Consider the following 23,562-nt stretch of genomic DNA (forward strand, 5'->3'; position numbering starts at 1 on the left):
AAGCCCCCACGGATCACAAAGTCTTGGGGGCTTTTTGATGCGCACATACAGTCACGGCCCAAAGCCTCGCACGACGCCCCAAAGGCGCCAACCACCCCGAGACGCTCCCCCAACACCGGGAGCACACACGGGGAACCGACGGACCCGCACAGCGCCTCCTCAGGGTACAGGCGGTGCCGCCCCTCCGGAGGCCTCCCTTGCACAGCGCGGGAGCCGTCGCCGGAAACCGGAGACAGGCCCAAAGGCCTCGCACACAGCGCCCTTGACGCGGGGTGGAGCAGCCCGGTAGCTCGTCAGGCTCATAACCTGAAGGTCAGAGGTTCAAATCCTCTCCCCGCACCCAAAAAAGCCCCCACGGACCAAAAATCCGGGGGGCTTTTTCACTTCCTCAAAACAGCGATCGGGCACATGTAAACGGGCCCCCAAGACTGCCCGCACCGGCAGCTTCAGGCGCCACCATGGGCGCGCCTCACCCCCAATACAAAGGACCGGGGCGCAGCGCATCCCCACAAACCCGGACCTCGAGCAAGCGCAGGGCGCAGGGGGCATTGCTAAGGCAGCCAGCGGACAGGGCACCAGCACAGGCGCAAGGGCGCGCCAACACGCACGTCGCCACGCAACGCCCTGGATGCTGTCCGGGGCGTTTTTCTTTGTGTCCGTGCCATGTCCGTAAATGATGGCGTGCACTGCGCGGGCGAGGATGGCCCACAAGGCCCAATGGAAGCGGTCTGCCTGCTTCCGGTTTGCGTCCTGCCACGGGGCGGCGCTGCCGGGGTGTCTCCCACATTCTTCCCCGTTGCGACCCCATCGCCCTCGCGCTGAGTCCAGCACCATTGGCGCAGGGTGGAGCAAGCTTTCCCTGATTACAAGGCGTTTCCGCAGGTGCTCCGGCATCTCGTGGCTGGTGATCGGCGGCGGCTGGTTCCGCTCGCATTCGAGGGTGATGGCCTCCGGCGGCCATCCCTGACGCAGGGCCTCCAATTTCGCGCCGTATTTGAACACCTAACTGCCGAAGAACCGTATGTCGCGGCAGCCGCGCTGCTTGGCGGCGGCGACCATCTGGGCAATTTGCTGGTCTGTGGGCGGGCCGCCGCTGATCTCGACTCGGCTGCCATGGTCGCGGATGACGTGGCCGGTGTCGGTCTCGATCTCCAGGCAGTTGGGCTTACGCTGAGGTTCGTAACCAAGGCGCTTCCAATAGTCGGTGATTGGTTCCCAGTCCCATGTCACGCTCGGCTGGGAGGAGCCAATCCCCCACACCTGATCCTGTTTCCTGTCCATGTTGATGGTTTTTTGCTTAGTTTCTTCTCCTCTGAGGTTTCGCTGAGGCCATGCAAGGGACAAGGGTTGGCGCAGGGCATCCGTCAACGAACGACGTTCCTGGGTCTGCCGGAGGGCGCTGCAAACCTTTTGGCGCTCCGGAATAAGTCCGGAGCCAATGCGGGCAAGTTAACCATCCGCTATTAGGCTGCGGATGGCCGCTGCCTGATCTCGACCTGTGCCGCCAGCATCGCACCAAGCTGGTCGTTGATCTCGCGGAGCAAGGTGGTTTGGTTGGTCAGCAACTCGATCACCAGCGCTATGCGGTCCTCGCCATCCCCGGCCAGCGCCTCCGCCAGCAGTGCGGGGATGGCGTCGGCGGTCACCTCCCCCTGCATCGCCCCGTATCTCGCTGGATCGAGGCCCGAAGGGTCGAGGGCCTTGGTTGCTTCCGCGCGCGTTTCCCGGTAGAGGACCGCTTTCAGGTGGGCAATGGTTCAGGGCGTAGCTTTGGTTGGCGGCATGGGCGTTCTCCTGTTGTTGTTTCTTGGCCTCGGGAGGGCGGGGAAGGGGATAGCCGTCGAGGCGGGCCTTCACCTGGGTGGCGGTGATTCGCTGGCCGGTGGCGGCGCGGGAGGCTGCGCCAATAACTCGGGTGAGGCTGTGAACCGCACCCGCGTGGTCAACAATCACCGGCCCTTTGTCGCCCTGGGCCAATGCGAGGCCCTGGTGAGCGAGGGTGGCTTGGAAGTCATTGGCAGTGCTTGTGGCGGTCCAGGCGTCCAGCACCATGGCGCGGACCTCGGCCAACGGGATGCCGGTGCGCTCCTGATGATGCCGTTCATCTGGCGTCAGAGACGCGACGGCGCGCTGGCCGAAGGCGTACCCTCCATCTACCAGGGCGCGGTGCACGTCGGGGCGTTCCTGGCGAAGGGTGGTCAGGACGGCCTTTTCGTGACAACCGGGACCGAAGGGAATGCCGTGGTCAAATTCCCAGCAGCGTTGAACCGCCTCGCGCGTGGGGAAATCATGGGAAAGCCTGACGGTGGTGCCGTCCTCACGGACGGTTAAGTAAACCCGGTGCTCGTGCCAGCGCCCGTGCTTGACATGGTAGACGGCGGCATAGGGCTGCCGATCCAGCGCCAGCTTGATTTCAAGGCGGGTCCAGAAGTCGGCGCGCTGCTCTTCGGTCGGGAGCGGGTGATTGGGGGCCGGATTGAAGTGAAGATGGTAAAGCGGCTTTTTGGTGCGGCCATGTGCCCCCAGGGTCTCAAGCTCCCTCCTCTGGGCGTGAAGGTCGCCCTCGGCGACGAGGCCGCGCGACGGGCCAAGGCGAACTTCTTCGTTGTCGTCAGTGCGAAGCAGGTGCCTAACCAGGGCGGCACCGCCCGCGCCTCGGGTTGCGCCGGTCAGTGCCATCAGGCTTCGCCCTCCCTCAGCCAATGCAGCATGTCCACGACCTGAGCATAGCCACTTCGCAAGGCGGTAAGGACTCGTTCTGCCTCGTCGTGGACGCCGTCATGGCCGGTTTCTCGGAGGTCTTTGCAAAGCTGCACCGTAGCTCCGCAAGTCTCCCCCAGCACACCTTGAAGGCGGCGCATCTCGACCACCGCCTCGCTCAACACCGGGCGGCTTTTCTTGGCTGGCGGTGTCGGATGCACTGCATCCGGCTGGTGAACAACATCGGCAAGCTGTCGCCGAATCCATGCGCTGGCCGACAGTTCGGCGGCCTCGGCACGCACGGCAGCGGCCAGGGTAGGCGACATCCGCACCAAGACCTGATCGGCCAATCGCCTGCGTTCTGATCCTCGTTCTCCCGGCATTAGCATCCTTTTTGTTCTTTCGCCTTCGGGGTGCACGGGGGGGACCCCAGCCCAGGACCTGACAGTATCCGCGCCCCAATGCGGGCGCGGATACTGTCATGCCTGGCTTTCTGTTTTTGTTCTCTCTGGGGGAAGTATGAAGCTGCCGTGTCCTGCGCAAGCGGAAAATTACAGCTCTAAATCGTGTTTTGTTGACGAGTGGCGATGCGGGTTGGCCCCTTACGCCTCGAAAAATTCCTCGTCCACCTTCCTGATGGTCAGGGCTTCCTCGACGCGGCAACCAACGTCGTGGCGGATCATCAGGCGGGCCAGGTGCGGGCCGTCGATGAGGACGATGCGCTTGCCCAAAGCCTCGGCGGTCTGCTTGGCGGATGGCGAGAACGACGAGGCGGTGACGAAGATGCCCTTGCTGGCCTTCTTCATATCCAGGCTGCCGAAGAAATCGCGGATGGCCCCGGCCCCGACATTGTTGCCGTCGGCATAGCGCTTGGCCTAGACATAGATGCGGTCGAGGCCAAGCGGGTCCTGGTCGATCACGCCGTCGACGCCGCTATCGCCGGGCCACCGACCAGGGCCTTGTCCACGTCGGTGACCGAGCCGCCATAGCCCATGGCGACCAGCAGGCGGACGACCAGGCTCTCGAAGAATGCCGGGGTGCCAGAGTGGATGCGCTGAAGCAGGTCGTCGGCCAGGGCCGCATCCAGTTGCTGGTGGGCACTGCGCATGATCTCGTCCGGGGTCAGGGTGCTGGCGACCTCGACAGCGGGCGCGGCGACGCTGTCGTCCTCGGTGACTTCACGGAAGGTCTGGAATTCGGGGAACTGGCCAAGGAACTTGATGTCGATGCGCTCGGGCGGTGAGGTCAAAACCTTGCGGCCCCGGTCGGTGATGCAGAAATGGGCGCGTCTGGTCAGTTCCACCAGTCCGGCCTTCCCCAGATAGCTCTTGGCCCAATGGATCCGGTTGGCGAAGGTGGTCTGCCGCTCCGAGGTAAGAAGCTGGGAGCGTTCTTCCGGCGTTAACGCGAACTCGTCCGCCAGCCGTTCCACCACGTCGGAGATGCGGACTTCGCCCTCGGCGGCGACGCGCAGGACGGGCAGCATCAGGGTCTGGAAATCGGGGATGCCCACTATTCGCTCTCCACCAAGTCAGGACCATAAGGTATGCAATGTTCGTCATAGGCGGCCAGCAATTCGGCTGACAGCAACGCCTCGCGCAGTGCATTCAGATGGGACGCTGGGCAAAGCAGCTTGAACACGTCCTCGGGGTCCACATCCATGCTGACACGGATTGCGCTTCCCTTTCGCCCCCAAGTGTCCGGGAACGCGATAAGGGCGGGAATCTGTTCTTTGCCGGTCTCTGTCCCCAAGCTCAGAGGTTCGCTTTGGACAATCCTCCACTCGGCTTCCCAGCTATCCTCGGCCCCCTGCATGAATTCGAGTTCCCGCAGGAAGCTGATTTGAGTGACGGCCCCCAAGGCCGCCGCTGCATTCGCGTTCATTTGGGCGAGTTTCCAAAACTCATCGTCGGGATACAAAATCCGCCTGTCAACGTCTATGGCGGCAGCCTTGGCCCAGTTTTGCAGGCTGACAAAGTCGGGATCATCCGGGCTGATTTAACGCACCTTCCGGGCACCGTTGCGAGCCGCCCAACCAGGCGACATGACGACCCCAGGCGGCCCATAATCGCGGGTGTGTCTGTCCGCCTGTGCCAAGGGCAGATCGGTGAGGCAGACCATGCCGAAGGCTTGTGGCTCGTGCTTGATCGGCAGGTCTGGTCGCAATTTGTTCATGACCCTGCGGTCATGACGGGGCATCAGAAAGCCGTGCCGCAAAATCTCAACGACCGTGCCGATTTCGCCGGTCCAATGGGTCAGCAATGGGATGCGGGCTGGTTGAGGCATGCCATTACTCAACCGTCTTGGATCGTCCCTGTTTCACCTTCGGTGCCGCCGCCCGCGCCGCCTGGATGCGCTCCAGCAGTGTGGAGGCCGGTTCGTCGGTGGGGTCTTGCGTCACTAGCCTGCCGCTGAAGGCTTTGTCGAGGATGGATTGGTCGAGGCGATCAACATGTTTGACCGCCTGACGGAATTCGTTGGCGATGGTCTCGATGGCGGCAAAACGCTGTTCGATCCGCGACACGATTTCCGCCTGTTCCTCTTCGGGCGGAAGAGGAACGGGAAGCACCTTCAGAAGCGTGCCACTGATCTTGGGCATATTGCCAGCGGTGCCGGTGGCGCGATCTTTCAGCCAGTTGCGGGCGCTGGGGCTATTCATGTAGCGCCAAAAGAACAGGCGTGTCGTGGGCGAGGCAATGCGGACCCGCATCATCAGATCGGGATAGATGTATTGCCCTGCGGGACCATCGAAAATCGCCGTTGCGCCGACATATTCGAGCGAATTCGCCCGCTGGATCAGGATGTCGCCGGGGCGTAGCCAGAATTTTGCCTCTGGCGAGACTTCCTCTAAAAGCCGCTTGGTGGTCTGGTCGTTGAGAATGAAGGTGCCGGTGGTGGTGGCGCTTAGCTTCAGACTCTTGGTGCCCGCAGCATCCGCAGCAGCCTTCGGCGAATACCCATTAGTCGGTCCCTCGTCAAATAACCGGAGGGCTTCAACCTCTCGCCATTTCGGACCTTCACCGTTGCGCCAATCTGCCGTCAGATCGCCCCGGAAAGCCGACTTCAGCACGGCCTGGCGGTAGCGGTCGATTAGCTTGGGGATGTGGGCGAGTTCGTCCCGTGCCCGCGACAAACGCTCAGAAGCGGAATTGATTGTGCGCGTGATGCGCTCTTGTTCTTTTCGAGGGGGGATTGGCACCTGAATCTGTGAAAAGCGGGCACGAGTTAAATTCATGCCGCTTTCACTGATCCCTGTCTTCATCTCGTCGATCTGCTCTTTTGACTGAGTGCAGCGAAGAAATGCCGACAAGTAACTCGGCGACACTAACTCATCATTCGCACGGAATCTGTACATTTTTCCGGATATCATGAGCTTTGGGCGCGCCTCTTTGACCAGACACGACACTCCACACCGTTCCCTCGGACCCGCGCAGGTCAGCAGTATATCGCCTGTTCTTACCTCAAGGTGGGGGCGTGGCTCCAAGTGGTCTGGTAGCTTTTTGTTATGCCTACCATCGAAGAAGCCGTATTGAATCGCAGTTGTTTTAAGTGCAGCCCATTGTTGATCATTGTCGGCGGGTTGCCTTTCGCATTGCGGACTCCAACCCTGATGCAAAATCTTGCCATCGGCAAGGGGGGCGAAAGTGTCGTAAATCGGCGCGAAGACCCATCCGCTCGGTAGTTCCTTGCTCACTCCGCAGCCTCCTCGACTGCGACCGCTTCCCCGCCGACTTCCTCGGCCAGGGCGGCGATTTCGTCTAGGGCGGTTTGCAGGTGGCCCATGATCGCGGCGGCGATGTCGGCGGGTTCGGTCAGGCCGTCCTCGGGGTCGGCGCTGTCGTCGCGCAGCCAGGCGATATCCAGGTTATCGTTGCGCTCGGTGATTTGGGCGCGGGTGAACTTGCGCCAGCGGCCCGCCTCGCCCTGGTCGGTGCGAGGGGATTTGCCCAGCGGGTCGGTGCCGAAGCAGGTCTCGAAATCGGTGAAGTGATCGACGGTCAGCGGGCGGGTCTTGCCAAAGGCGGGCATGTCGGCCCGCATGTCATAGACCCAGGTTGCAGTTGTGGTGCCCTTGGCTGCCTTGCCACGGGTGAAGAAGATCACGTTGGTCTTGACTCCCTGGGCATAAAAGATGCCGGTGGGCAGGCGTAGGATGGTGTGCAGGTCGCACCAGTCCAGCAGCATTTGGCGCAGGGCGCGGCCCGCATTGTCCTCGAACAGCACGTTGTCCGGCACCACCACGGCGGCGCGGCCACCGGGCTTCAGCGCCCGGATGATGTGTTCGACGAAGGCCAATTGCTTGTTGGACACGTCGGCGGTGACTGAGAAATCGCCGCGCGTCGGCCTGCCGCCACCTTTCTTGGTGCCGAAGGGCGGGTTGGTGATGATCACGTCGGCTTGGCCCAGCGCCTCGCCCTCGTGCGACAGAGTATCGCCCTGTTGCACGCCGTAACCAGCCTCGCCACCAATACCGTGCAGCATCAGATTCATCAGGCACAGGCGATGGGTGTCCGGCACCAGTTCCAAGCCGATGAAGGCGTTGTTGCGCTGGAAGAAGCGCTGCGGCTCGGCCAAGTCGTAGAGGTCGTCGGTGTGAGACTTGATGTAATGGTCGGCGGCGACCAGAAAGCCGCCGGTTCCGGCGGCGGGGTCCTGGACCACCTCGCCCGGCTGGGGCTTGATCAGGCGGATGATGCTGTCGATCAGCGGGCGGGGGGTGAAATACTGGCCAGCGCCGCTCTTCTTTTCCGCTGCGTTCTTTTCCAGCAAGCCTTCGTACAGATTGCCCAGGCCCTCCTCGCGGGCGCTGAACCAATCCAGGCCATCGATGGCCTCGACCAGCGCCTTCAGGTTGGTGGGCTTCTTCAGGCGGCTTTGGGCGTCGGCGAAGATGGCCTGCACCAAGCCGCGCCCGTTGGTGCCCGGGTCCAGCAGCAGGTGCTTGTAGAAGGTCAGTTGCTCCATGCCCTCGCGCCGCACCAGATCATTCCAGCGCTTGCCCTCGGGCAACTGATCCTCGCGGCCAGTCTCCGCCATCATCTTGAGGAACAGCAGGTAGGTCAGTTCGGTGACGTATTCGTGATAGGTGATGCCGTCATCGCGCAGGATGTCGCATAGCCGCCACAGCTTGGCGACGATATCGGTGGTGATGGTCATTCGTTCCAATAATCCTGTTCAGTAAGAACGCAGACGCAGAAGCGATTGCTTGTGCTGCCTACGCCGAGCGCGTACCACCCATGAGGAGATGCTAGGTTTTCACGGCCTGACAAAACGGTTCGCACCTGCCCATAAACCTTTTTCTTGAGTTCAATTTTTGGATACTTATCAAAAAATTCAGAAAGATGTTTCTGCTTTCCGACAATCATCATGTATTTTCTGGGTTTGCCATATTTTTCCACACCAAGGTGGGCAGCGCTCAAACCTGACAGCTTCTCGACATCAGATTCAATTGAACCGGAGAATGATGCAGGATTCTTTATGTACTTGACCTCAAGGGCGACGGAACATTTTTCCAAACCGGCCTTTGGCCTCGCCGATTTGTAGAAGACAAAATCTACGGATTTGCTTTTTGAATACGTTGTGTCAGACGCTATTTCCGCCTGTGGCCGTATCTGCCATCGCCTGCCAATAGCCATCTCGTAAATCGGGTAATAAAACAAATACTCGCTGTATGTCCTCTTTCTAAAGCCGAAGCTCATAAAGCTGGCCCACCCGGCAAGCCCCTGAGATAAAGCCATTATGAGTTTGTCAGGCTCTGAAAGATCGACGTATTTCTTATTGGAAATCAGCGCCGTCACCCCGCCACCCTCCAAACACCCTCCCGGATATCCCCCAGGAGCGCTTCGAGCTTGCCGCCAAACACCTTGTTCAGGCGGTCGAAACCGCCCGCGTCAGTCTTATACTGGCCGGAATCGAGAAAGTCTCGGTCCACCACCACCTCTTTCGCCACGTCGTCGCCGATGCGCTTCAGCCAGCGTTGTTGAACCGGCGTCCAGTCCTGGGATTTGAGGATACGGGCCATGGCCTCGCGGACGCGGTCGGCATAGGGGCGCAACGGGTCGCCTAGGGCGGCCTGGCGGATATAGCCGATGATGGAGGCTGCGATATCCTCGGATTTGGCCTGTTCCCAGGCGCGATGCAGGGCGGCCTCGGTGAAGGCCTTTTCGTCCAGCATCAGCTTGATCTGGCGCAGGTCATCGCGGGTGAGGTCGCGGGGGCGGCTGACCACGATATTGAGTGCAGCCATCTTATTGACGTTGTCGCGCACCCAGGCGGTGAAGCTGTCCAAGTAATCTTCGGGCCGGGTGAGCTTGCCGTCCTTGCCGTAGCCGTGGGTGATGGACACCACTTCGTCCGCGTGCTCGGAAATGGGGATGGGATCGCCGGGGCGGTCGGGCCGCCAATCAAGGATTTGGCCAAGGCGCGGGCGGTCGCGGAACCACGCAGCCAGATCAGCGGGATCGCTATCGGTGACGCGCTTCACCGTTGCTTCCGGCGCTTCCCCGGCGGCGTCCTCGTACATCCGACGCGCCTCGTCGGACAGCAGCTTGGCGCGGCGCTTCAGCTTGGTCTCGATCTGGCTCCGAACGGTCTCGCGGTGACGGTCGTCGGTGACGGAGGTCAGTTCATCGAGCAGCTTGGTGAAGGTGAATTTTGGTTCCACGCCGACCGGCTTCATGTCGGTCATGTTTTCCAAGGTGGCGTACAAATCCACCGCGTCATAGATGCGGAAAACATCCTTGCCGATCTCGTCGCACTTGCGGGTGGCACGGCCCAGCATCTGTTCATAGAGGATGCGGCTGTTGACCCGGCGCAGGAACACCAGATTGGTGATCTTGGGCACGTCCACGCCGGTGGTCAGCAAATCGACGGTGACGACGATCTTGGGCTGCGGATCGTTGCGAAACGACAGGGTCAGTTTGCGCGGTTTGTCCACGGTGCCGGTGATCTTTTTGACATCGGAATCGTCGATGCCGCCATAGGCTTCCTCGAGCGCCTTCTTGACCTCCTCCACCACCATGTCGGCATGGCCGTCGCTGACGGCGAAGATCAGCGTCTTGTCGGGCAGGCTGGGGTCGATGTAGCGGGCCAGCGCCTTGGCCACGGCACGGTTGAATTCGCGGGTGATGACGCGGCGATTGAACTGTTCAACCTCGAAACCGAGTTCGTCGGGGACAAAGGCGGTGGTGATGGTGCCGTCGCGGGTATTCAGCAGATCGACCTTGTCACCCTTCTCGAAATTGATGCCGTCCCGCGACAGCAGGGTTTCGATGCGGATGGGCGGTTCGTGGTCGATCAGGTAGCCGTCGGCGACGGCGTCGCGGTAGCTGTATTTATAGATCGGCTCGCCGAAAATCTGGACGGTGTGGAGAGCAGGGGTGGCGGTCAGGCCGATCTTCACCGCGTCGAAATGCTCCAGCACCCGGCGGTATTTGCTGATGTAGTCGGCCTGGTCGCGGAATTCCAATTCCTGGTCCGACAGTTCACGGTCCAGCAGATAGCCGCGATGGCATTCATCGACCACGATCAGGTCGTATTGGTCCATTGCGGGCGAATCCGCCGGATCGTCCATGTCGAGAACGCGGCGGGCCAGGGCCTGGATGGTGCAGATATGGACCTTTGTTTCCGCCTCGGGGTCTATGTCGCTTAGCCCCTGGACGCCAAAGATGTCGGCGAAGGTGCGAACGCCCACCACCTTGGTCTTCTTGAATTCGTCGCCGGTCTGCTCGCCCAGAATGTTGCGGTCCACGACGAAGCAAACACGGTGGAAGCGCTTGGCCTCCAGCAGGCGGGACAGCATGGCGATGGCCAGCTTGGTCTTGCCGGTGCCGGTGGCCATGGCCACCAGCATCTGGCGCTGATCGTCGGCCAGGGCCGCTTCGACCGCCTCGATGGCCTTGCGCTGATAGGGGCGCAGGTCGAAGCCGAAGTTCAGCGGCATGACCGTCAGCGCCGCGTGGGCGGCGTCACGGTCCATGGTGAGTTGCGAGCGCAGGCCATCGGGCGTCGGCCAATCGCTCAATGCGCGTCTGCGGTTGGTGGATTTTCGGGTGTCGCGGAACCAGATGCCGGATTCCGTCTCGATCTGCTTCAGGTATTCGCGGCCATTGGTGGCGTAGACGAAGGGCACCCGGAATTCGCCTGCCGAACCGGCAAGCTCCATGCTCTCGGTGGTCTTGATACCCTTGGCGTAGCGCTCGGCTTGGTCGATGGCCGCCGAGACATTCTTGCGCTTGCGCTTGGCCTCGACGATTCCCACGCAAAGGGTGTCGAGGAACAGGGCGTAATCGGCGGGGCCGGATTCGGTGGGCCATTCGGCAATGGCCATGGCCTTGCCCTTGGCCGGGCGGGCACCGGATTTGAAGGTCAGCGCCTGGCTGTCCACCTCCCATCCCCGGTCGCGCAGTTGGCGGTCGATGATGGTACGGGTGGCGGCCTCGTCCAAGTCGATGGCTGCGGCGGCGACCTTGGCGGCCTCGACTATCGTCTCGACGGTCGCAGGCACGGCGGCGGCGGCACGCTGGGCGGCCTCAAGCTCCTGTTGCAGGGCGGCGTGCTTGGCCCCGACCTCGGTCAGCAACTTATGCAACGCGGCCTTTTCTTCCGCCTCGGCGCGGGCCTTTTCCTCGGCAGATTGGCGGGCCTGCTCGGCTTCCTGTGCCGTCAGTTGGGCGCGCTCGGCCACCGACAGGGATTGCAGGTGCTGTTCGCGCAGGCGCTTCAGTTCCGCCGCGACGACGGCATCGACCCGGCGGGGATCGGCGGGAGGGGCAAAGGGCTTGGGCTGGAAATCGCGGTTGCGATCATAGGCGCGGTGAAACCAGATCGCCAATTGCCAGGCCATCTTGAGGCCGGTCAGCGCCGAATTCTGGTCGCCGAAACCCCGGTGGGTCGCCTTGTTGCCCACCATGCGGAGTTCGTGGAACAGACGGGCGGCATCGCGGGGAATCGCGCCACGATCTTCAAGCCGGTGCAGCAGGTCTTTTTGGTTTTCGCCTTCCCCCTGATATGCGCCCACCCCGGCCGCGATGATCTGCGCCATCACTTCGCCGAACTGGCGCAGCTTTATCAGGGCTGTGTTGCCGTCCTCGCGGAAATACCGTTCCGCCAGCGTGCCCAATTGGACAAGCTGGGCGTGGCTGGTCAGAAAACTGAAATTGTGTGAAACGGCCCCCATGATCCCCGCCCTGCAAACGAATAATGGAAACTGTAAGACCAACTTTCGGGAGAGGCAAGGTGCGGCAGCGCCATTTGATAGACTTGTTGCCATGCATCGCGGCGAAAGTGCTATTGAGAGCGCTCACGCTTGAGGAGACGCTCCGGCGTTACGACTACATTCAGGGGCTGTTCATCATCAGTCCGGTGCGACAGCCAAAGCGCCTGTCGGAGGACTCTGCCGCCCGCGCTACCTTGGCCTTGGCCGATGAGCAGAAGCGGGGCGGGCATGAGTGGAAGTGCCGACAAAGGGCAGGGGCGATTTCTCGGCTACGTGCGTGTCAGCGTCGCCGACCAGCACCTTGATCTTCAGCTTGATGCATTGCGGGCGGTGGGGGGCCCCAATGACCTGATCTACGCCGATCATGGTGTCAGCGGTGCCCGCGCCCGTCGGCCCGGTCTTGATCTTTTGCTGGAAGAGGCCCGGGAGGGTGACACGCTGATCTGCTGGCGGCTTGATCGTTTGGGGCGGTCTCTGGTCAACCTGTCCACCCTGGCCAGCACCCTGACAGAACGAGATATCCGTATTCGCACCATCGCGGATGGGGTGGACAGGTTGACCAGAGACCGGCAGGCTTCTGCTGGGTCTGCTCGCCACTTTGGCGGATTGGGAACGCGAGGTGATCCGGGAGCGGGTGATTGCCGGTGTTCAAGCCGCCCGTCGCGCCGGGAAGGTGCTGGGGCGGAAGCCGCGCGTGCTGGAGAGATCAGCGAGGAGCAAATAGGGCTAGTGGCGGTTCTGCCTGCCCGCATCGAGCCGGTCATGAAGTTGCGGGAGAGGTTGACGGATTGGTTGGCCCGCCATTGCGTTCCGGGCACTGCCGTCGAGCAATACTTCGCAGGGCCTGAGTGGACGGCGCTGTTGGCGCAAGCGGTCGAAAGCGCCACAGGTGGGGATGATCTGCGCCCCGACGTAACCATCGACGAGTGCCGCACCTGCTTCAAAATCGAAGACGACGAAGCGGATCGGCTCGGGCTAACGACCCTAGTTGGGGGAGCGCGTGCGCTTCAAACTGCGCAGGTCTGCCGAGGGAAGCTCTGGCCGCCGGGGACGGCCTAAGCGGGAGGATCGACCCCGGGAGGCCCTCGGTATACCGGAGCGGACTTGGCGTGACAGACAAACGAGGCAGAAAGGGGCCGAGGAAAAGGGGCTGGTGGACCGTGCTGCGAATGACTCGCAAATCCGCTGGAAATTCGACCCTATAGGCCAGATTTTAGACCCGGCTATTCTATTTAATAATAGGGTCGAATTTCCGGCGGATACGTCAGTCGAACTGACCTTTTATGACGCTTGGGAAGAGCTTCCCCAACACCCCATTCCTGCCTCGGCCTCCGACGCCATTCCGGCGTGGGTGCGGCAGACCGCTGAGGCTCGCCGCAATGCGGCGGCGCGCACCCGCCCGGTCTCGCGGTCCAATCCGGTTCCGACTGTCCCTGCCCCCACTTCAGCCGAGGGCGAAGTAAAGGGGCCTCCGCTGGTGTCTGAGCAGATTTGGGATGCGGTCCCTGATGATCTCAGAGCAGAGGCGAGGCGATACGCCGCTCTGCACTACGCGGCTGGCGAACTGCCGGATCGTGCGATGGTGATGGGCGTAGAACAAGCCCGGCGTACCCGCGCTTTGGTCGTGGCTGTTATCGTGGTTCGGCCCGAATTTGATCAGGCAGTTGTTGCCAAGCTTGCGGACGAATCCCGCGATCTATGGAAGCTGGCAACCTTGGAAGCGGTGCTTGCGCTGATCGCCAAAATGGAAGCCAAGCAGGCAATGGGAGCGCAGAGGAATACTGAAACGTCGCAATTTGCCCGGAAAGAGTTTCTCCGGCGTGTCAGGCTTGAGGCGCACAGCAATAGCCTGTTCCTCGCCCACCGGGAGGCCATCGTCGCCGAAGCCGTCCGGATGATCGACGAGGATAAGTGGCTTGCCGGTTCCGATCCATACCGCGTGGCGCTGGCCATTTGGCGTGCCGTGGAGAAGGCAAGGAAAGGCTGAGGGATAGCGGGGCGGTGCCGCATTCGGGGAGAGGCTGTTCCCCTCCGGCACCGCCCTTTATCGAGGTTCGGCTTCGGCTGTAGCTTTTTCACTACGAGGCCATCGCGGTGGCTTCGGGGCGCTGCCGTCAATCACGACAGTTCGCCCATCAGGCGTCTCACCATAAATCGCCTCGACGCGATAGCCGCCACCCAGGTGACGCCCCAACTGCACGCTGATGCGGGCGAATTTGCTGTCCTCAACGTCACTGCCATAGGGGCCGGTGACCGCGAGCCATTGGCAGAGAGCGGCGACGTGGTAGCCGAAGCCGCTGCCGACACATGAGTAGACGTGGAAGAGGGAACCCAAGGACCGGCAAGCGGACTCGCGGTGATCTTCCTCGGGCACGTCCTTGAGGAAAGTCAGCGCCTCATTCACGCCGATGTCCAGGAACGCGGGGTGGGTGTGCCATTCGACGGTAAACGTGCCGTCAGTCACCGTCCAAAGGATAACGCCGTTGGCGGGAGAGTTGTTGGTGTTCATGGGCTTTCTCCTGTGTCGATAGGTTAAGCGCTCAGGTCGGCGCGGATGGCAGCGCGCATGGCGGCGTCAGACGTCGGCCAACGTTGGTAAAGGTGCTGAACCTCGCAGCCGTACTGATGATTCCGACATTTCCGGGAATGAGGCCGTAGGGCGACTTCTGGCCCAAGCTGATGTGGGTAATCTCGTACATGTGTGTGCTCCTTAATGGTGGGCGGGGCTGACGCCGCTGCGGTCAATGCCGAGGATGTGCAGGCGCGGGGGCTGTCCGTCGCCCTCGGGGGGCGTCACCACGCAGGCGCGTTGGGCGAGTTGACCGCTAAGGAGCGGGATACAGTAGCTGGACCGGGCCGCGAGCCAGACCACGGCCTCCTTCAGCCACTAGTAGGCGTCCTCGTTAGCGAGGTCAGCCGTGAACATGTGGCGGACGAAGCTGCGGACATAGCCGGGGCGGGCCTTTTCCGGCAGAAAGGAAACGTGTTCCTCGGTGTCGGTGAGGTATTCGATGATCTCAGGGTGCTTCAGCGTCCACCGGGCGTATTTCCCCTCCAGAGGTGAGGAAGAGGAACTCGGTTTGGCCCTTGGGCACTGGCTTGATGAGCGGGCGCATCAAATCCATAACCATTGGCATTCCTTTCGGCTGTTGGGTGGTTGGCTTGTCTGTCTGCCAACCGGCTTGCCGAAAGATGCTCGGTTCCTTGAAACCGATATCGGTGCGACCTGAAGGGGTGCGTAAACCGCCCCAAAGTTTGGAGAGAGTGGCCGTGGACCTCGATTTTCTCCGTTACCGGCAGGCCGATTTGTTGCTCGTATCGGCTCGAGAGAGGGAAAGCGTCGGGTTGGTGGATGAGTTTGACGCCGCTCTGGGCAGGGAAGGGTCCCTTCACCATCCCTGGGCCTCAGTCTTCCAAGTGAGGGGAGACCGAGAGAGAGTTCGGCTGTTGGCTGTGGACCTCGCCACCTGCTTTGTCGTGTATGGGCGGATGTGTCAGGCGGAGGAGAGTGGCGCGACGGTCGCTCAGACCCGAGAACGTGTGGAAGAGATAGGCAAGGCTCTAACCACGCTGGGGGACGGGTTGCAGATGTTTTCCGAAGCGCGCACCAAGATGAAGGCAGACCTTGTTTCGGTGAACGCCTTGGAGGCGGTTGCCGAAGCTCTGGCCCGTTCAATGGTGGAGCAGATTGAGGAGCGAGACCCTACCCAACTAAGGGGGCTTGCCGCCGTTTCTGAGAACATGGTCTATCCCAAGAACTTCATGGCCGCTGCATCGGATGCGCTGCCTCCGGTTTTTGAAAACTTGCGCAGTAACGTCCTATTTCCGGAACCAGACCCGGCTGATCAGTTGGAAGGCATTCGGCTTTAAGTTGAGGCGGGTAAGGCAGCCCTGTGCGCGCCAGTTCCCCTCGACCCTGACGAGGACGAAATATATGTCGGTCCAGTCACTCTCACCGAATACCGTCATAAGTACGCGGCAGACATGCTTCAAAATTTCAAGGATATACTGTTGAGGTGTCTACCCGAAGGCTCCCCATACGTTCTCATGGGGAACAAGCTGCTCGACGCGGTGAAGAAGTACAATGAAGCAGATAAGTTGAAGACGGGCGGCACATCGCTGATGTTGTCACCCAAGGAAATGTTGGTGTGGAGCGTGTGCCGCCTTTTCGACGGATGGAAGGCCGTTGGCTTCAATGGAAAGCCGATTCGGTATGAGAAAGGTTCTCGCCTGCAGATGCTCGTGGAGGCACTGATCAACGATGTCGTTCAGTTGGTTATTGAAGAGGACGCTTTCCCCAGGCCCCCGAAGCCTGTGGTAGGTGCTGCGGCGGAGCAGAACTATGGAGATACGGTCGTCGCTGACCAGTGGCGAAACATTGGCCCGGCTTATTTCAAGTATCGGAGCCGCATGGAAGGTGGCATTGCTGCTCACGTCATCCCGTTCGTAGATCGCGGTTGAGGGCGGCGTCTGGCGCTGCTGACCGCCTTGCGGAAAACTTCGATCACTCTATTGGCCCGCATGGGCTTCGTGCTGCCGATCTCGGCGTGCAGTGCGTCGATGTCCTGGGGAGTGAGTGCGCGGACCTTTTCCGAGCGGAATTTGGGGAGGATGTAATTCTCCCACATGGAGCGGTCGTCGGCGGCGGAGCGCGCTCTCTTGGTTGGTAGGTGCTTGCTCTCGTACTCGCGCCATAGGTTGGCAACGGTCGGGGCCTCACGGTTCTCGATGCGCTTCCCGAGCGGGTCGTGGCCCAGGTCAATGTCCCGCTTGAGCCGCTTGGCCTCCTCGCGGGCGTCCGCCACCGGCCAATCTGGGAAGGAGCCAATCGTGTAACGGCGTTCCCGGCCATGGATGCGATAGTTCAAAATGAACGCTCTGGCTTCGGCGGCGGTGACGCGGACGCCGAAGCCTTTGACGTCGGAATCGTAGGTGATGGTGTTGCCGCTGGCCGGTGTCGCCAGGGCTTTGACAATCCTGTCCGTGAGTTTGTCGGATGCCATGATGCGTAGCCCTATCGTGTCCGTACTGTGTCCGCAGATAGATGGCATTTTGTGGGCGTTGGCGCGGTCATTCCCATGCTTGCCAGCGTCCGTTTGGCATTATAATGCGCTGGAAAACAAGGAAAAGAGCAAATGCGCGGGATGGAGCAGCCCGGTAGCTCGTCAGGCTCATAACCTGAAGGTCAGAGGTTCAAATCCTCTCCCCGCAACCAATAAAAGCCCCCACGGATCACAATCCGGGGGGCTTTTTGCCGTCCTCAAAACAGCGACGGCGCCAAAAAAAACAGGGCCAATGCAGCGGTCACGGGGAGGTCTACCCTCTTCCCACGCTTGGCAACACCCCGGGCAGAAAACGCACATACTCGATGACAACCTGCCAGCGTGGTGTGCGCCGACTCAGGTCTGGAAATCTGGGAGTGGCATGGGCGTATTCACACTGTTCAGCTCGTCCGCATGTTGTCCAAATGTGTCGGCATGTGCCCGATCAGCAGTTTCTGCTCTTCCTCGTGCCAGTGATAGTAGATGCGGAACATATCGCGGCCATCGTATCCGCCGCCATATTTGATATGGTCGTGGCACAAGAAACAGTCCCGCCCGTAAGTCACCTTGTACTCGGGGAAATTCTTGATGTCGTTACGGTTGCTGAAGCAAGCGGAATCCTCAAGCCCCAATTCCGATAGAGCGTCATTATATGCCTCCCGTGCGGTCGGACTTGGGTTTATACGCATTGGCACATAGAGGTCTCTCAACAAAAGGAGGGTTTTCGAGAAGCGTTCGATGTCTCTGAAATTGGCTTTGCGGGTTTCCCGCAGTGCCTTGGGGGCGATCCACACCGAACCAATCAGGTTCTGTTCGGCCCAGGTCTCAATGTCGTCGTATTTCTCCAGCGGCTCGCATGGGATATCGCGGTCATTGGCACGCAGGGCATTCCGAAGCGCTTCAACACAGAGGCGAAGCGAGCGGTTTTCTTCGCGCACGGCCCTCTCCTGCGCCTCCGCGGTTTTAATGTCCGCGCTAGCGTGAGCAAGAAGTTCATTATTCGAAGCTTTTTCGGATTCGAGGTCTTTCCTCAGTTTATCGATCTCGTCTTCATAGAGTTTAACCAGAACTGCGTCTGACTGCCCTTGGCTTTTGACTGCTTTACTGCGCCTTTCGTCAGAGCAACGGCGAATTTCGGAATAGCGAGGAAAATCGGGGATATGGCTGGACCGTACCGAGTTCGTCAGCGTCCACCGGATAATTTGATCCAGGCGACGCTCCTGTTCCTCCGGGCCGTCAGTTGGCCGCCCAAGCCACAAACTGTGGTCGAAAGGGTTTGATTCGTTGGGATCAAAATCGGGGCCATAGATGCGGACGGCGCCGTTAACGGACGATTTTGCGTCAACATAAACGGATAGCTTCTTTCCAACGATGTCGGTCAATTGCCATGCCGCATCCTCGGTGAGGGTAACCAGATGCGCTAGCCCAGAGATCTTCCTACACATCTCATGGAGGTTTATGGGTGGGGACGTTTCCGGCGACGCTGTTGTCACGATTAGAGGAAGCGTGCGATTGGGATTGAGCAGAAGTGTCCGGAACTGCTCGAAATCCGCCTCGTTCTGAACGGATTTGACGCGCGGCAGCAACAGGACGCCGTCGTCCTCTACCGCAAGTTTATCGAGTATGCCGTGAACTACTCCAGGACGTGAGGGAACGAAGTGGGCATCGTTGCCCTTGGTCACATTGAACAGGCGCGCACCAAACGCCGTGCGCCCGTCCCTCTCTCCAACGGTGAGCTCGGTCACCCAGGTGCGCTGCGCGACGTCCTTACAGGGGTAGTCCAAAATGGCTGCCCAGAGCCGTGACCCGTGATCGTCAAGTCGAACGGCCTCAGCGGGGTGTTCACCTCCACCGCCAACGTCGAACGGTTCGCCCTCGAAGGCGGTTTTGGGAATCCCTGGCGACCGATTTTTCATCCAGGAGACGACGCACCGGATGGTTTCCTCAAAGGCCCGGTCGCCACCGATCTTGAATGCGACGCGAGAAACGTTGCGGATGATTGGAGCCTGATTTCCAGTCTTCTGGGCAAGGGGTTCCAGCGCAGCTGCCGTCGGCCCATTCCGCTTCCTGATATTCATCATTTCGTCCCCCTCAGAGTGCTGAGTTTACCCTGTTGGTTGTTACCCTTGCTGTCCAGGTTGTTTTTCAGTGCCGTCGGTCACTCGTGCGGCTCGGTTTGTGGCCGGAGTCTGCCTTGTGCCCGTGGTGTCTGACCTGCAAGGGGCGGTGACAGGTCGGGTCGCCCTTTTGCGTGTGTGTCCGGGTTTACACACGGAAACTTTAGGAGCAATACGGTGGCGAGGCAAGATGATGCGTCAATCCAGGGGAGGCTGAGGGATCGGATTTCGTGCCCTCCCGAATGGGTTGGCCGGCACGTTGGGGGCCGTGCCCTGGCCGCCGCCCCCTCAGCACTCCCTCCGTAAACAAAAGCCCGGCGCACAAAAGGTTGCCGCCTTGCCAGATCGAGATGAGAATGATACGCACAATCGTTGCGCGATGTCCTCCGGGCCAGCGCGCAGGGTGGTTTCAGTCTCTCTCCAGTGAGGAAATGGAATGGCGGAAAGCCCCACGTGTGCGGGTGCCGGGGGAGCCGCTGCGGATGCCTCGTCCGTGGCCCGGCCCGACTACCTTGCGGCTCTTCGGCTTCTGAAAAGTCAAAGCGCCGGATACCGCTGGCCCCTGTTCCAGGCGGTGGTGTTCTCGGTTGCGTTCGTGGCTCTGGATCTTCTGCTCGTGTGGGGGATCTGGCGTCTGTGCGCCGCGGTCTTTCAGGGCACCATCACGGCGGCGGTGTTTCTGGAGAACGGCCTTCTTGTCCTCGCGTCGGTGCTTCTGGGCCAGCTGGCCTTCGGGATTTCCACGACGAAAAGCCATCTGGTGGCGTTTGGGCTGATCCGCACTGTGCGCCAGACTTTGGCAGATCATCTGTCCCGCCTGCCCCTCGGCTGGTATTCGACCCGGGCCAGCGGCGAGGCCAAGAAGCTGGTGGTCGACGATCCCGAGCAGCTGGAGATCCTGACGGCCCATGCCCTGCCCGAGGGCCTTGGTGCCCTGTTTATGTGGCTTGGGGTCAGCGTGTGGCTGTTCCTTGTGGACTGGCGGATGGCTCTTGCCACCATTGTTCTGACACCGGTGTCGTTCCTGATCCTCAGCCGGGCGCTCGCCGGGTCCAGCGCTCTGGCGTCCGATTACCAGGGGGCGCTCGGGCGTATGAACGGCGCCATTGTGGAATACCTGGCCGGCATGCCGGTGCTGAAGGTCTTCAACCGGACGGGAGACAGTTTTGCAGGCACGGCCGAGGCGGTTCGGGCCTACACCGCCATCGAGACCCGCATGGGGCGGCAGTATATCCTCCGAGGTGGGACCTTTCAGGCGCTTGTCCTGGCCAACATCACGGTGATCCTTCCGGCGGGGGTGTGGATGCTTCACGCGGGCTGGATTGACCCGCAGACCCTGGTGTTCTTTGCCATTGTGGGCGGGAACTACAGTGTCCCGCTTCTGAAGCTGTTCAACGTGTTTCACCGCTTCGCCCACATTTCCATGGTCTCGACCCTGATCGAGGAGGTGCTGGGGACGCCCGCCCAGCCGGATGCGACCCGGCGGGTGGACCTGCCGGATACGGATATCGTCTTCGAGGGCGTGTGCTTCGCCTACGACGGGCCGGACGTGGTTCACGATGTTTCGTTTCGCGCCCGCTCCCGGAGCGTGACGGCCCTGGTGGGCCCCAGCGGCTCGGGCAAGAGCACGGTGGCCGCCCTGGCCGCACGCTTTCATGACGTGCGGCAGGGGCGCATCACCCTGGGCGGCGTTGATGTGCGCGACATTCCCCAGAAGCAACTGATGGAGACCGTGGCGTTCGTTTTCCAGGACACGTTCCTGTTCGCGGCGACGGTGGCAGAGAACCTTCGGGTGGGCAAGCCCGACGCCACCAGGGAGGAGCTCGAGGCGGCCGCCCGTGCGGCCCGGGCTCATGAGTTCATCATGGCCCTGCCGCAGGGGTATGACACGCCAGTGGGGGAGCGCGGTCGGGCGCTGTCCGGGGGCGAGCGCCAGCGGCTGGCCATCGCCCGGGCCATTCTGAAGGACGCACCCGTTGTCATTCTGGACGAGGCGACCGCCTTCACCGATCCGGACAACGAGGCCGCAATCCAGGAGGCCCTGTCGGCGCTTTCGGCGAACAAGACCCTTCTCGTGGTGGCGCACCGCCTGCACACCATTGCGGCCGCGGAGTGCATTGTGGTGCTGGACCGGGGGCGCATCGCCGGGAGCGGCACCCACGAGGCCCTGCTGGGGCAGGACGGTCTCTATCGAACTTTGTGGGACAACTACACACGGGCCCGGAGCCTCTCGCTTCGGACCCAAACGGTTCCGTCCGCTGTCCCCGGGGAGGGTGCATAATGTGTTCCACCGCTGACGCTCCCACACCGTCCTCTGGCCTCCAGAGTTTCCTGCGCCTGTGGCGCGTTGCCGGCCCGTGCCGGGGGCGCCTGGTCCGGGGCATTGTGTTCCGGTTTCTCCAGTCCATGGCCCTGGGGGCCTCCACCATGGTGGTCATCTGGGTTCTGACGGGGCTGGCCGACGGCCGGGATATGACCGCCGCCTGGGCCTGGCAGGCCACCGGGATCATGGCGCTGTCCCTGGTGGCCCAGATGGCGTTCAGCTTCCTGTCCGTGCGCGACACCTGGACCGCCAGCTACGAGGCCGCCGGGACTCTGCGCCTGTTCTTGCTGGATCATCTGCGCCGTCTGCCCATGGGGTTTCACCTGTCCGCCCGCCGGGGCGACACCCTGACGGTCCTGACGTCGGACATGCAGACGGTGGAGATGTTCCTCTCGGACACCCTGCCCCGCCTTGCCCAGGCCCTGGGGCTGCCCGTCTCCCTGTTCGTGTTCCTGTGCTTTCGGGATCTGACGGTGGCGCTTCTCAGCGTTGTGTCCCTTGCGGTCGCGGTTCCCTTCTTTGTGTGGTCCAGCCGGCGGCTTGCGGCGCTCTCGGTTCGGCGCCAGGACAGCCAGGCCGACGCCGGGGCCCGCATGATCGAGTTTGTGCGGGGCATGCCCGTGATCCGGGCGTTCAACGGGCTGGACCGGGCCGGGCGGACCTTCCGGGAGGCCCTGGACCGCTTCCATGACATTTCCGTGTCCATGGTCCGGGCCCTGACGGTTCCGCTGGCGGGTTTTGCCTCCCTTGTCATGGCGGGTGTGCCGCTGGTGATTGCGGGCTCGGCGACGCTGTTCCTGTCGGGGTCCATGGATACGGGCACCCTGCTCAGCGTTCTTGTCCTGCTTCTGACCATGTACGCGCCCATTTTGGGGCTGGTGGCGGTGATGGAGCTGACCCGCCTTGCGGATGCCTCCCTTGCGCGGATGGACCGGATTGTGCAGTCGCCCCCCATGGCCGAGGCGGCGCAGCCCGCGGAGCCGCAGGGCTTCGGGGTGTCCTTTGACCGCGTGAGCTTTGCCTACGAGCCGCAGAACCCGGTGCTTCGGGATGTGTCCTTCGAGGCTCCCGAGCGCGCCATGATCGCCGTTGTGGGGCCAAGCGGGTCGGGCAAGAGCACGCTCCTCAATCTGGTGTCCCGCTTCTGGGATGTGGATGCGGGCGCGGTGCGCATTGGCGGGGTGGATGTCCGTGACCTGGCGCCGGAGCGCCTTGCCGGGCTGATGACCGTTGTATTCCAGGACGTCTACCTGTTCAGGGGCACGATCTTCGACAACATCGCGCTTGGTCGCCCGGGCGCGACGATGGAGCAGGTGCGCGAGGCCGCCCGCGCCGCCCAGGCGCTGGACTTCATCATGGCGCTTCCGGAGGGCTTCTCGACCCCGGTGGGGGAGGGGGGCGCGACCCTGTCCGGGGGCGAGCGCCAGAGGATCTCCATTGCCCGGGCCCTCCTGAAAGATGCGCCGGTGGTGCTGATGGACGAGGCCACCGCGGCCATCGACGCGATCAACGAGTGTGCACTCCAGGAGGCTCTGGCCGCTCTGGTGAGGGACCGGACGCTGATCGTGGTGGCCCACAAGCTGTCCACGATCCGGGCGGCCGATCGGATCCTGGTCCTTGATGCGGGCCGGATCGTGGAGGAGGGAACCCACGATGGCCTGCTGGCCCGGGAGGGGCTCTATGCCCGCCTGTGGCACAGGCGCGTCAGCGCGGAGGGCTGGACCATCGGCGACGCCTCGTCCTGAGCGGGAGGCGTCCCGGCACCGGTGGTGGACAGGGGCCTCCACGCCCGGGAGGGTCTCACCCACCGGGTGGGGGCCAAAGGAGTGCGGGGGCGCCCGGGTGGTGTCCCCATTTGGGCTGGGGTACGGGCCTCCGGTGGGCACCCCGCCCGCCCCGGGCCCGTTCCGCTGTGTTCCGGTTTGCCACCGGATCACGGGGCAGGCTGTCGGGCCCGAGGGTCTCACATGCTCCTGTTCCTGTTCTCGGGTGGGAGGGCTCCGGCCTGAAGCGGGGCACAGGTTTTCCGGGCCCCGTTATCGCGGGCTCTGGCGTGCCCTCCCTTCCCGACCCTGCCCAGCCCTTCCGCCGGGCGACAAAGGCTCAGTCCAGCTCCCGGAGGATCCGGACCGTCACCGGATCACGTCCGGCCCGAGGGGCTCG

At 62.0% G+C, this 23,562-nt stretch carries 20 protein-coding genes, 2 tRNA genes and 1 pseudogene; 9 read left to right on the plus strand and 14 right to left on the minus strand.

Annotated features, from left to right (window positions below; all coding sequences use genetic code 11):
- The first annotated feature begins 266 nt into the window (after nt 1-266).
- A tRNA-Met gene (locus IHV25_RS06040) sits at nt 267-343 on the plus strand.
- Between the two features lie 659 nt (nt 344-1,002).
- On the opposite strand, the gene IHV25_RS06045 is transcribed toward IHV25_RS06040, so the two are convergent.
- On the minus strand, nt 1,003-1,368 hold the full coding sequence (locus IHV25_RS06045) for a hypothetical protein (protein ID WP_192534222.1): 366 nt from the start codon (nt 1,366-1,368) through the stop codon (nt 1,003-1,005).
- A 95-nt stretch (nt 1,369-1,463) separates the two neighbouring features.
- Nucleotides 1,464-1,646, minus strand: a complete 183-nt coding sequence (locus IHV25_RS06050) for a hypothetical protein (protein ID WP_192534223.1) — start codon at nt 1,644-1,646, stop codon at nt 1,464-1,466.
- 136 nt (nt 1,647-1,782) lie between these two features.
- Here IHV25_RS06050 and IHV25_RS06055 point away from each other — a divergent pair, with 136 nt between their 5' ends.
- Nucleotides 1,783-2,331, plus strand: a complete 549-nt coding sequence (locus tag IHV25_RS06055) for a hypothetical protein (RefSeq protein ID WP_192534224.1) — start codon at nt 1,783-1,785, stop codon at nt 2,329-2,331.
- On the opposite strand, the pseudogene IHV25_RS10705 reads toward IHV25_RS06055, so the two are convergent.
- The 9 genes and pseudogenes from IHV25_RS10705 to hsdR all read right to left on the minus strand — a co-directional run.
- A pseudogene (locus tag IHV25_RS10705) lies at nt 2,299-2,679 on the minus strand (relaxase/mobilization nuclease domain-containing protein); the annotation flags it as partial. The gene IHV25_RS06055 and the pseudogene IHV25_RS10705 overlap by 33 nt on opposite strands.
- Complete coding sequence (locus tag IHV25_RS06065) at nt 2,679-3,050, minus strand: hypothetical protein (protein WP_192534226.1); 372 nt, start codon at nt 3,048-3,050, stop codon at nt 2,679-2,681. The pseudogene IHV25_RS10705 and the gene IHV25_RS06065, both read right to left, overlap by 1 nt.
- A 252-nt stretch (nt 3,051-3,302) precedes the next feature.
- The gene (locus IHV25_RS10450; protein WP_338048604.1) at nt 3,303-3,533 is read right to left on the minus strand and encodes a restriction endonuclease; all 231 of its coding nucleotides are present in this window, start codon (nt 3,531-3,533) and stop codon (nt 3,303-3,305) included.
- An 83-nt stretch (nt 3,534-3,616) separates the two neighbouring features.
- Nucleotides 3,617-4,213: a winged helix-turn-helix domain-containing protein gene (locus IHV25_RS10455; RefSeq protein ID WP_338048597.1), complete on the minus strand. Its 597-nt coding sequence runs from the start codon at nt 4,211-4,213 to the stop codon at nt 3,617-3,619.
- Nucleotides 4,213-4,584 carry a hypothetical protein gene (locus tag IHV25_RS06075; protein ID WP_192534227.1) on the minus strand — a complete coding sequence of 124 codons (372 nt, stop codon included), beginning with the start codon at nt 4,582-4,584 and terminating at the stop codon, nt 4,213-4,215. The genes IHV25_RS10455 and IHV25_RS06075 overlap by 1 nt, the downstream gene beginning before the upstream one ends.
- A gap of 406 nt (nt 4,585-4,990) precedes the next feature.
- The gene (locus IHV25_RS06080) at nt 4,991-6,394 is read right to left on the minus strand and encodes a restriction endonuclease subunit S (protein ID WP_192534228.1); all 1,404 of its coding nucleotides are present in this window, start codon (nt 6,392-6,394) and stop codon (nt 4,991-4,993) included.
- Nucleotides 6,391-7,857, minus strand: coding sequence for a class I SAM-dependent DNA methyltransferase (locus tag IHV25_RS06085; protein WP_192534229.1), 1,467 nt, complete (start codon nt 7,855-7,857; stop codon nt 6,391-6,393). The genes IHV25_RS06080 and IHV25_RS06085 overlap by 4 nt, the downstream gene beginning before the upstream one ends.
- A complete protein-coding gene (locus IHV25_RS06090; RefSeq protein WP_192534230.1) occupies nt 7,854-8,498 on the minus strand; it encodes a hypothetical protein in 645 nt (214 codons plus the stop codon). Before IHV25_RS06090 ends, IHV25_RS06085 begins: the two co-directional genes overlap by 4 nt.
- A complete protein-coding gene (hsdR, locus tag IHV25_RS06095; protein WP_192534231.1) occupies nt 8,495-11,878 on the minus strand; it encodes a type I restriction-modification system endonuclease in 3,384 nt (1,127 codons plus the stop codon). Before hsdR ends, IHV25_RS06090 begins: the two co-directional genes overlap by 4 nt.
- A 267-nt stretch (nt 11,879-12,145) precedes the next feature.
- Here hsdR and IHV25_RS10745 point away from each other — a divergent pair, with 267 nt between their 5' ends.
- Both IHV25_RS10745 and IHV25_RS06105 read left to right on the plus strand, forming a co-directional pair.
- Nucleotides 12,146-12,976: a recombinase family protein gene (locus IHV25_RS10745; RefSeq protein ID WP_192534232.1), complete on the plus strand. Its 831-nt coding sequence runs from the start codon at nt 12,146-12,148 to the stop codon at nt 12,974-12,976.
- Between the two features lie 94 nt (nt 12,977-13,070).
- Nucleotides 13,071-13,904, plus strand: a complete 834-nt coding sequence (locus IHV25_RS06105) for a hypothetical protein (RefSeq protein ID WP_192534233.1) — start codon at nt 13,071-13,073, stop codon at nt 13,902-13,904.
- Between the two features lie 57 nt (nt 13,905-13,961).
- On the opposite strand, the gene IHV25_RS06110 is transcribed toward IHV25_RS06105, so the two are convergent.
- Nucleotides 13,962-14,426 (minus strand): hypothetical protein, encoded by a 465-nt coding sequence (locus IHV25_RS06110; RefSeq protein ID WP_192534234.1) that lies wholly within the window; start codon nt 14,424-14,426, stop codon nt 13,962-13,964.
- Between the two features lie 761 nt (nt 14,427-15,187).
- On the opposite strand from IHV25_RS06110, the gene IHV25_RS06115 reads away from it, so the two are divergent.
- Nucleotides 15,188-15,787 (plus strand): hypothetical protein, encoded by a 600-nt coding sequence (locus IHV25_RS06115; RefSeq protein WP_192534235.1) that lies wholly within the window; start codon nt 15,188-15,190, stop codon nt 15,785-15,787.
- Between the two features lie 177 nt (nt 15,788-15,964).
- Nucleotides 15,965-16,378, plus strand: a complete 414-nt coding sequence (locus IHV25_RS06120) for a hypothetical protein (protein ID WP_192534236.1) — start codon at nt 15,965-15,967, stop codon at nt 16,376-16,378.
- Here IHV25_RS06120 and IHV25_RS06125 read toward each other — a convergent pair.
- Complete coding sequence (locus IHV25_RS06125; RefSeq protein ID WP_192534237.1) at nt 16,348-16,920, minus strand: Arm DNA-binding domain-containing protein; 573 nt, start codon at nt 16,918-16,920, stop codon at nt 16,348-16,350. The genes IHV25_RS06120 and IHV25_RS06125 overlap by 31 nt on opposite strands.
- A 135-nt stretch (nt 16,921-17,055) precedes the next feature.
- Here IHV25_RS06125 and IHV25_RS06130 point away from each other — a divergent pair.
- Nucleotides 17,056-17,132 (plus strand) — tRNA-Met (locus IHV25_RS06130).
- Nucleotides 17,133-17,360: 228 nt separating this feature from the next.
- Here IHV25_RS06130 and IHV25_RS06135 read toward each other — a convergent pair.
- Nucleotides 17,361-19,040, minus strand: a complete 1,680-nt coding sequence (locus IHV25_RS06135) for a hypothetical protein (RefSeq protein ID WP_192534238.1) — start codon at nt 19,038-19,040, stop codon at nt 17,361-17,363.
- 472 nt (nt 19,041-19,512) lie between these two features.
- On the opposite strand from IHV25_RS06135, the gene IHV25_RS06140 reads away from it, so the two are divergent.
- Nucleotides 19,513-21,357: an ABC transporter ATP-binding protein gene (locus IHV25_RS06140; RefSeq protein WP_192534239.1), complete on the plus strand. Its 1,845-nt coding sequence runs from the start codon at nt 19,513-19,515 to the stop codon at nt 21,355-21,357.
- Nucleotides 21,357-23,144 carry an ABC transporter ATP-binding protein gene (locus IHV25_RS06145; protein ID WP_192534240.1) on the plus strand — a complete coding sequence of 596 codons (1,788 nt, stop codon included), beginning with the start codon at nt 21,357-21,359 and terminating at the stop codon, nt 23,142-23,144. Before IHV25_RS06140 ends, IHV25_RS06145 begins: the two co-directional genes overlap by 1 nt.
- Nucleotides 23,145-23,562: the final 418 nt, after the last annotated feature.

The organism is Phaeovibrio sulfidiphilus (genome assembly GCF_014861485.1).
Taxonomy (GTDB): Bacteria; Pseudomonadota; Alphaproteobacteria; order Rhodospirillales; family Rhodospirillaceae; genus Phaeovibrio; species Phaeovibrio sulfidiphilus.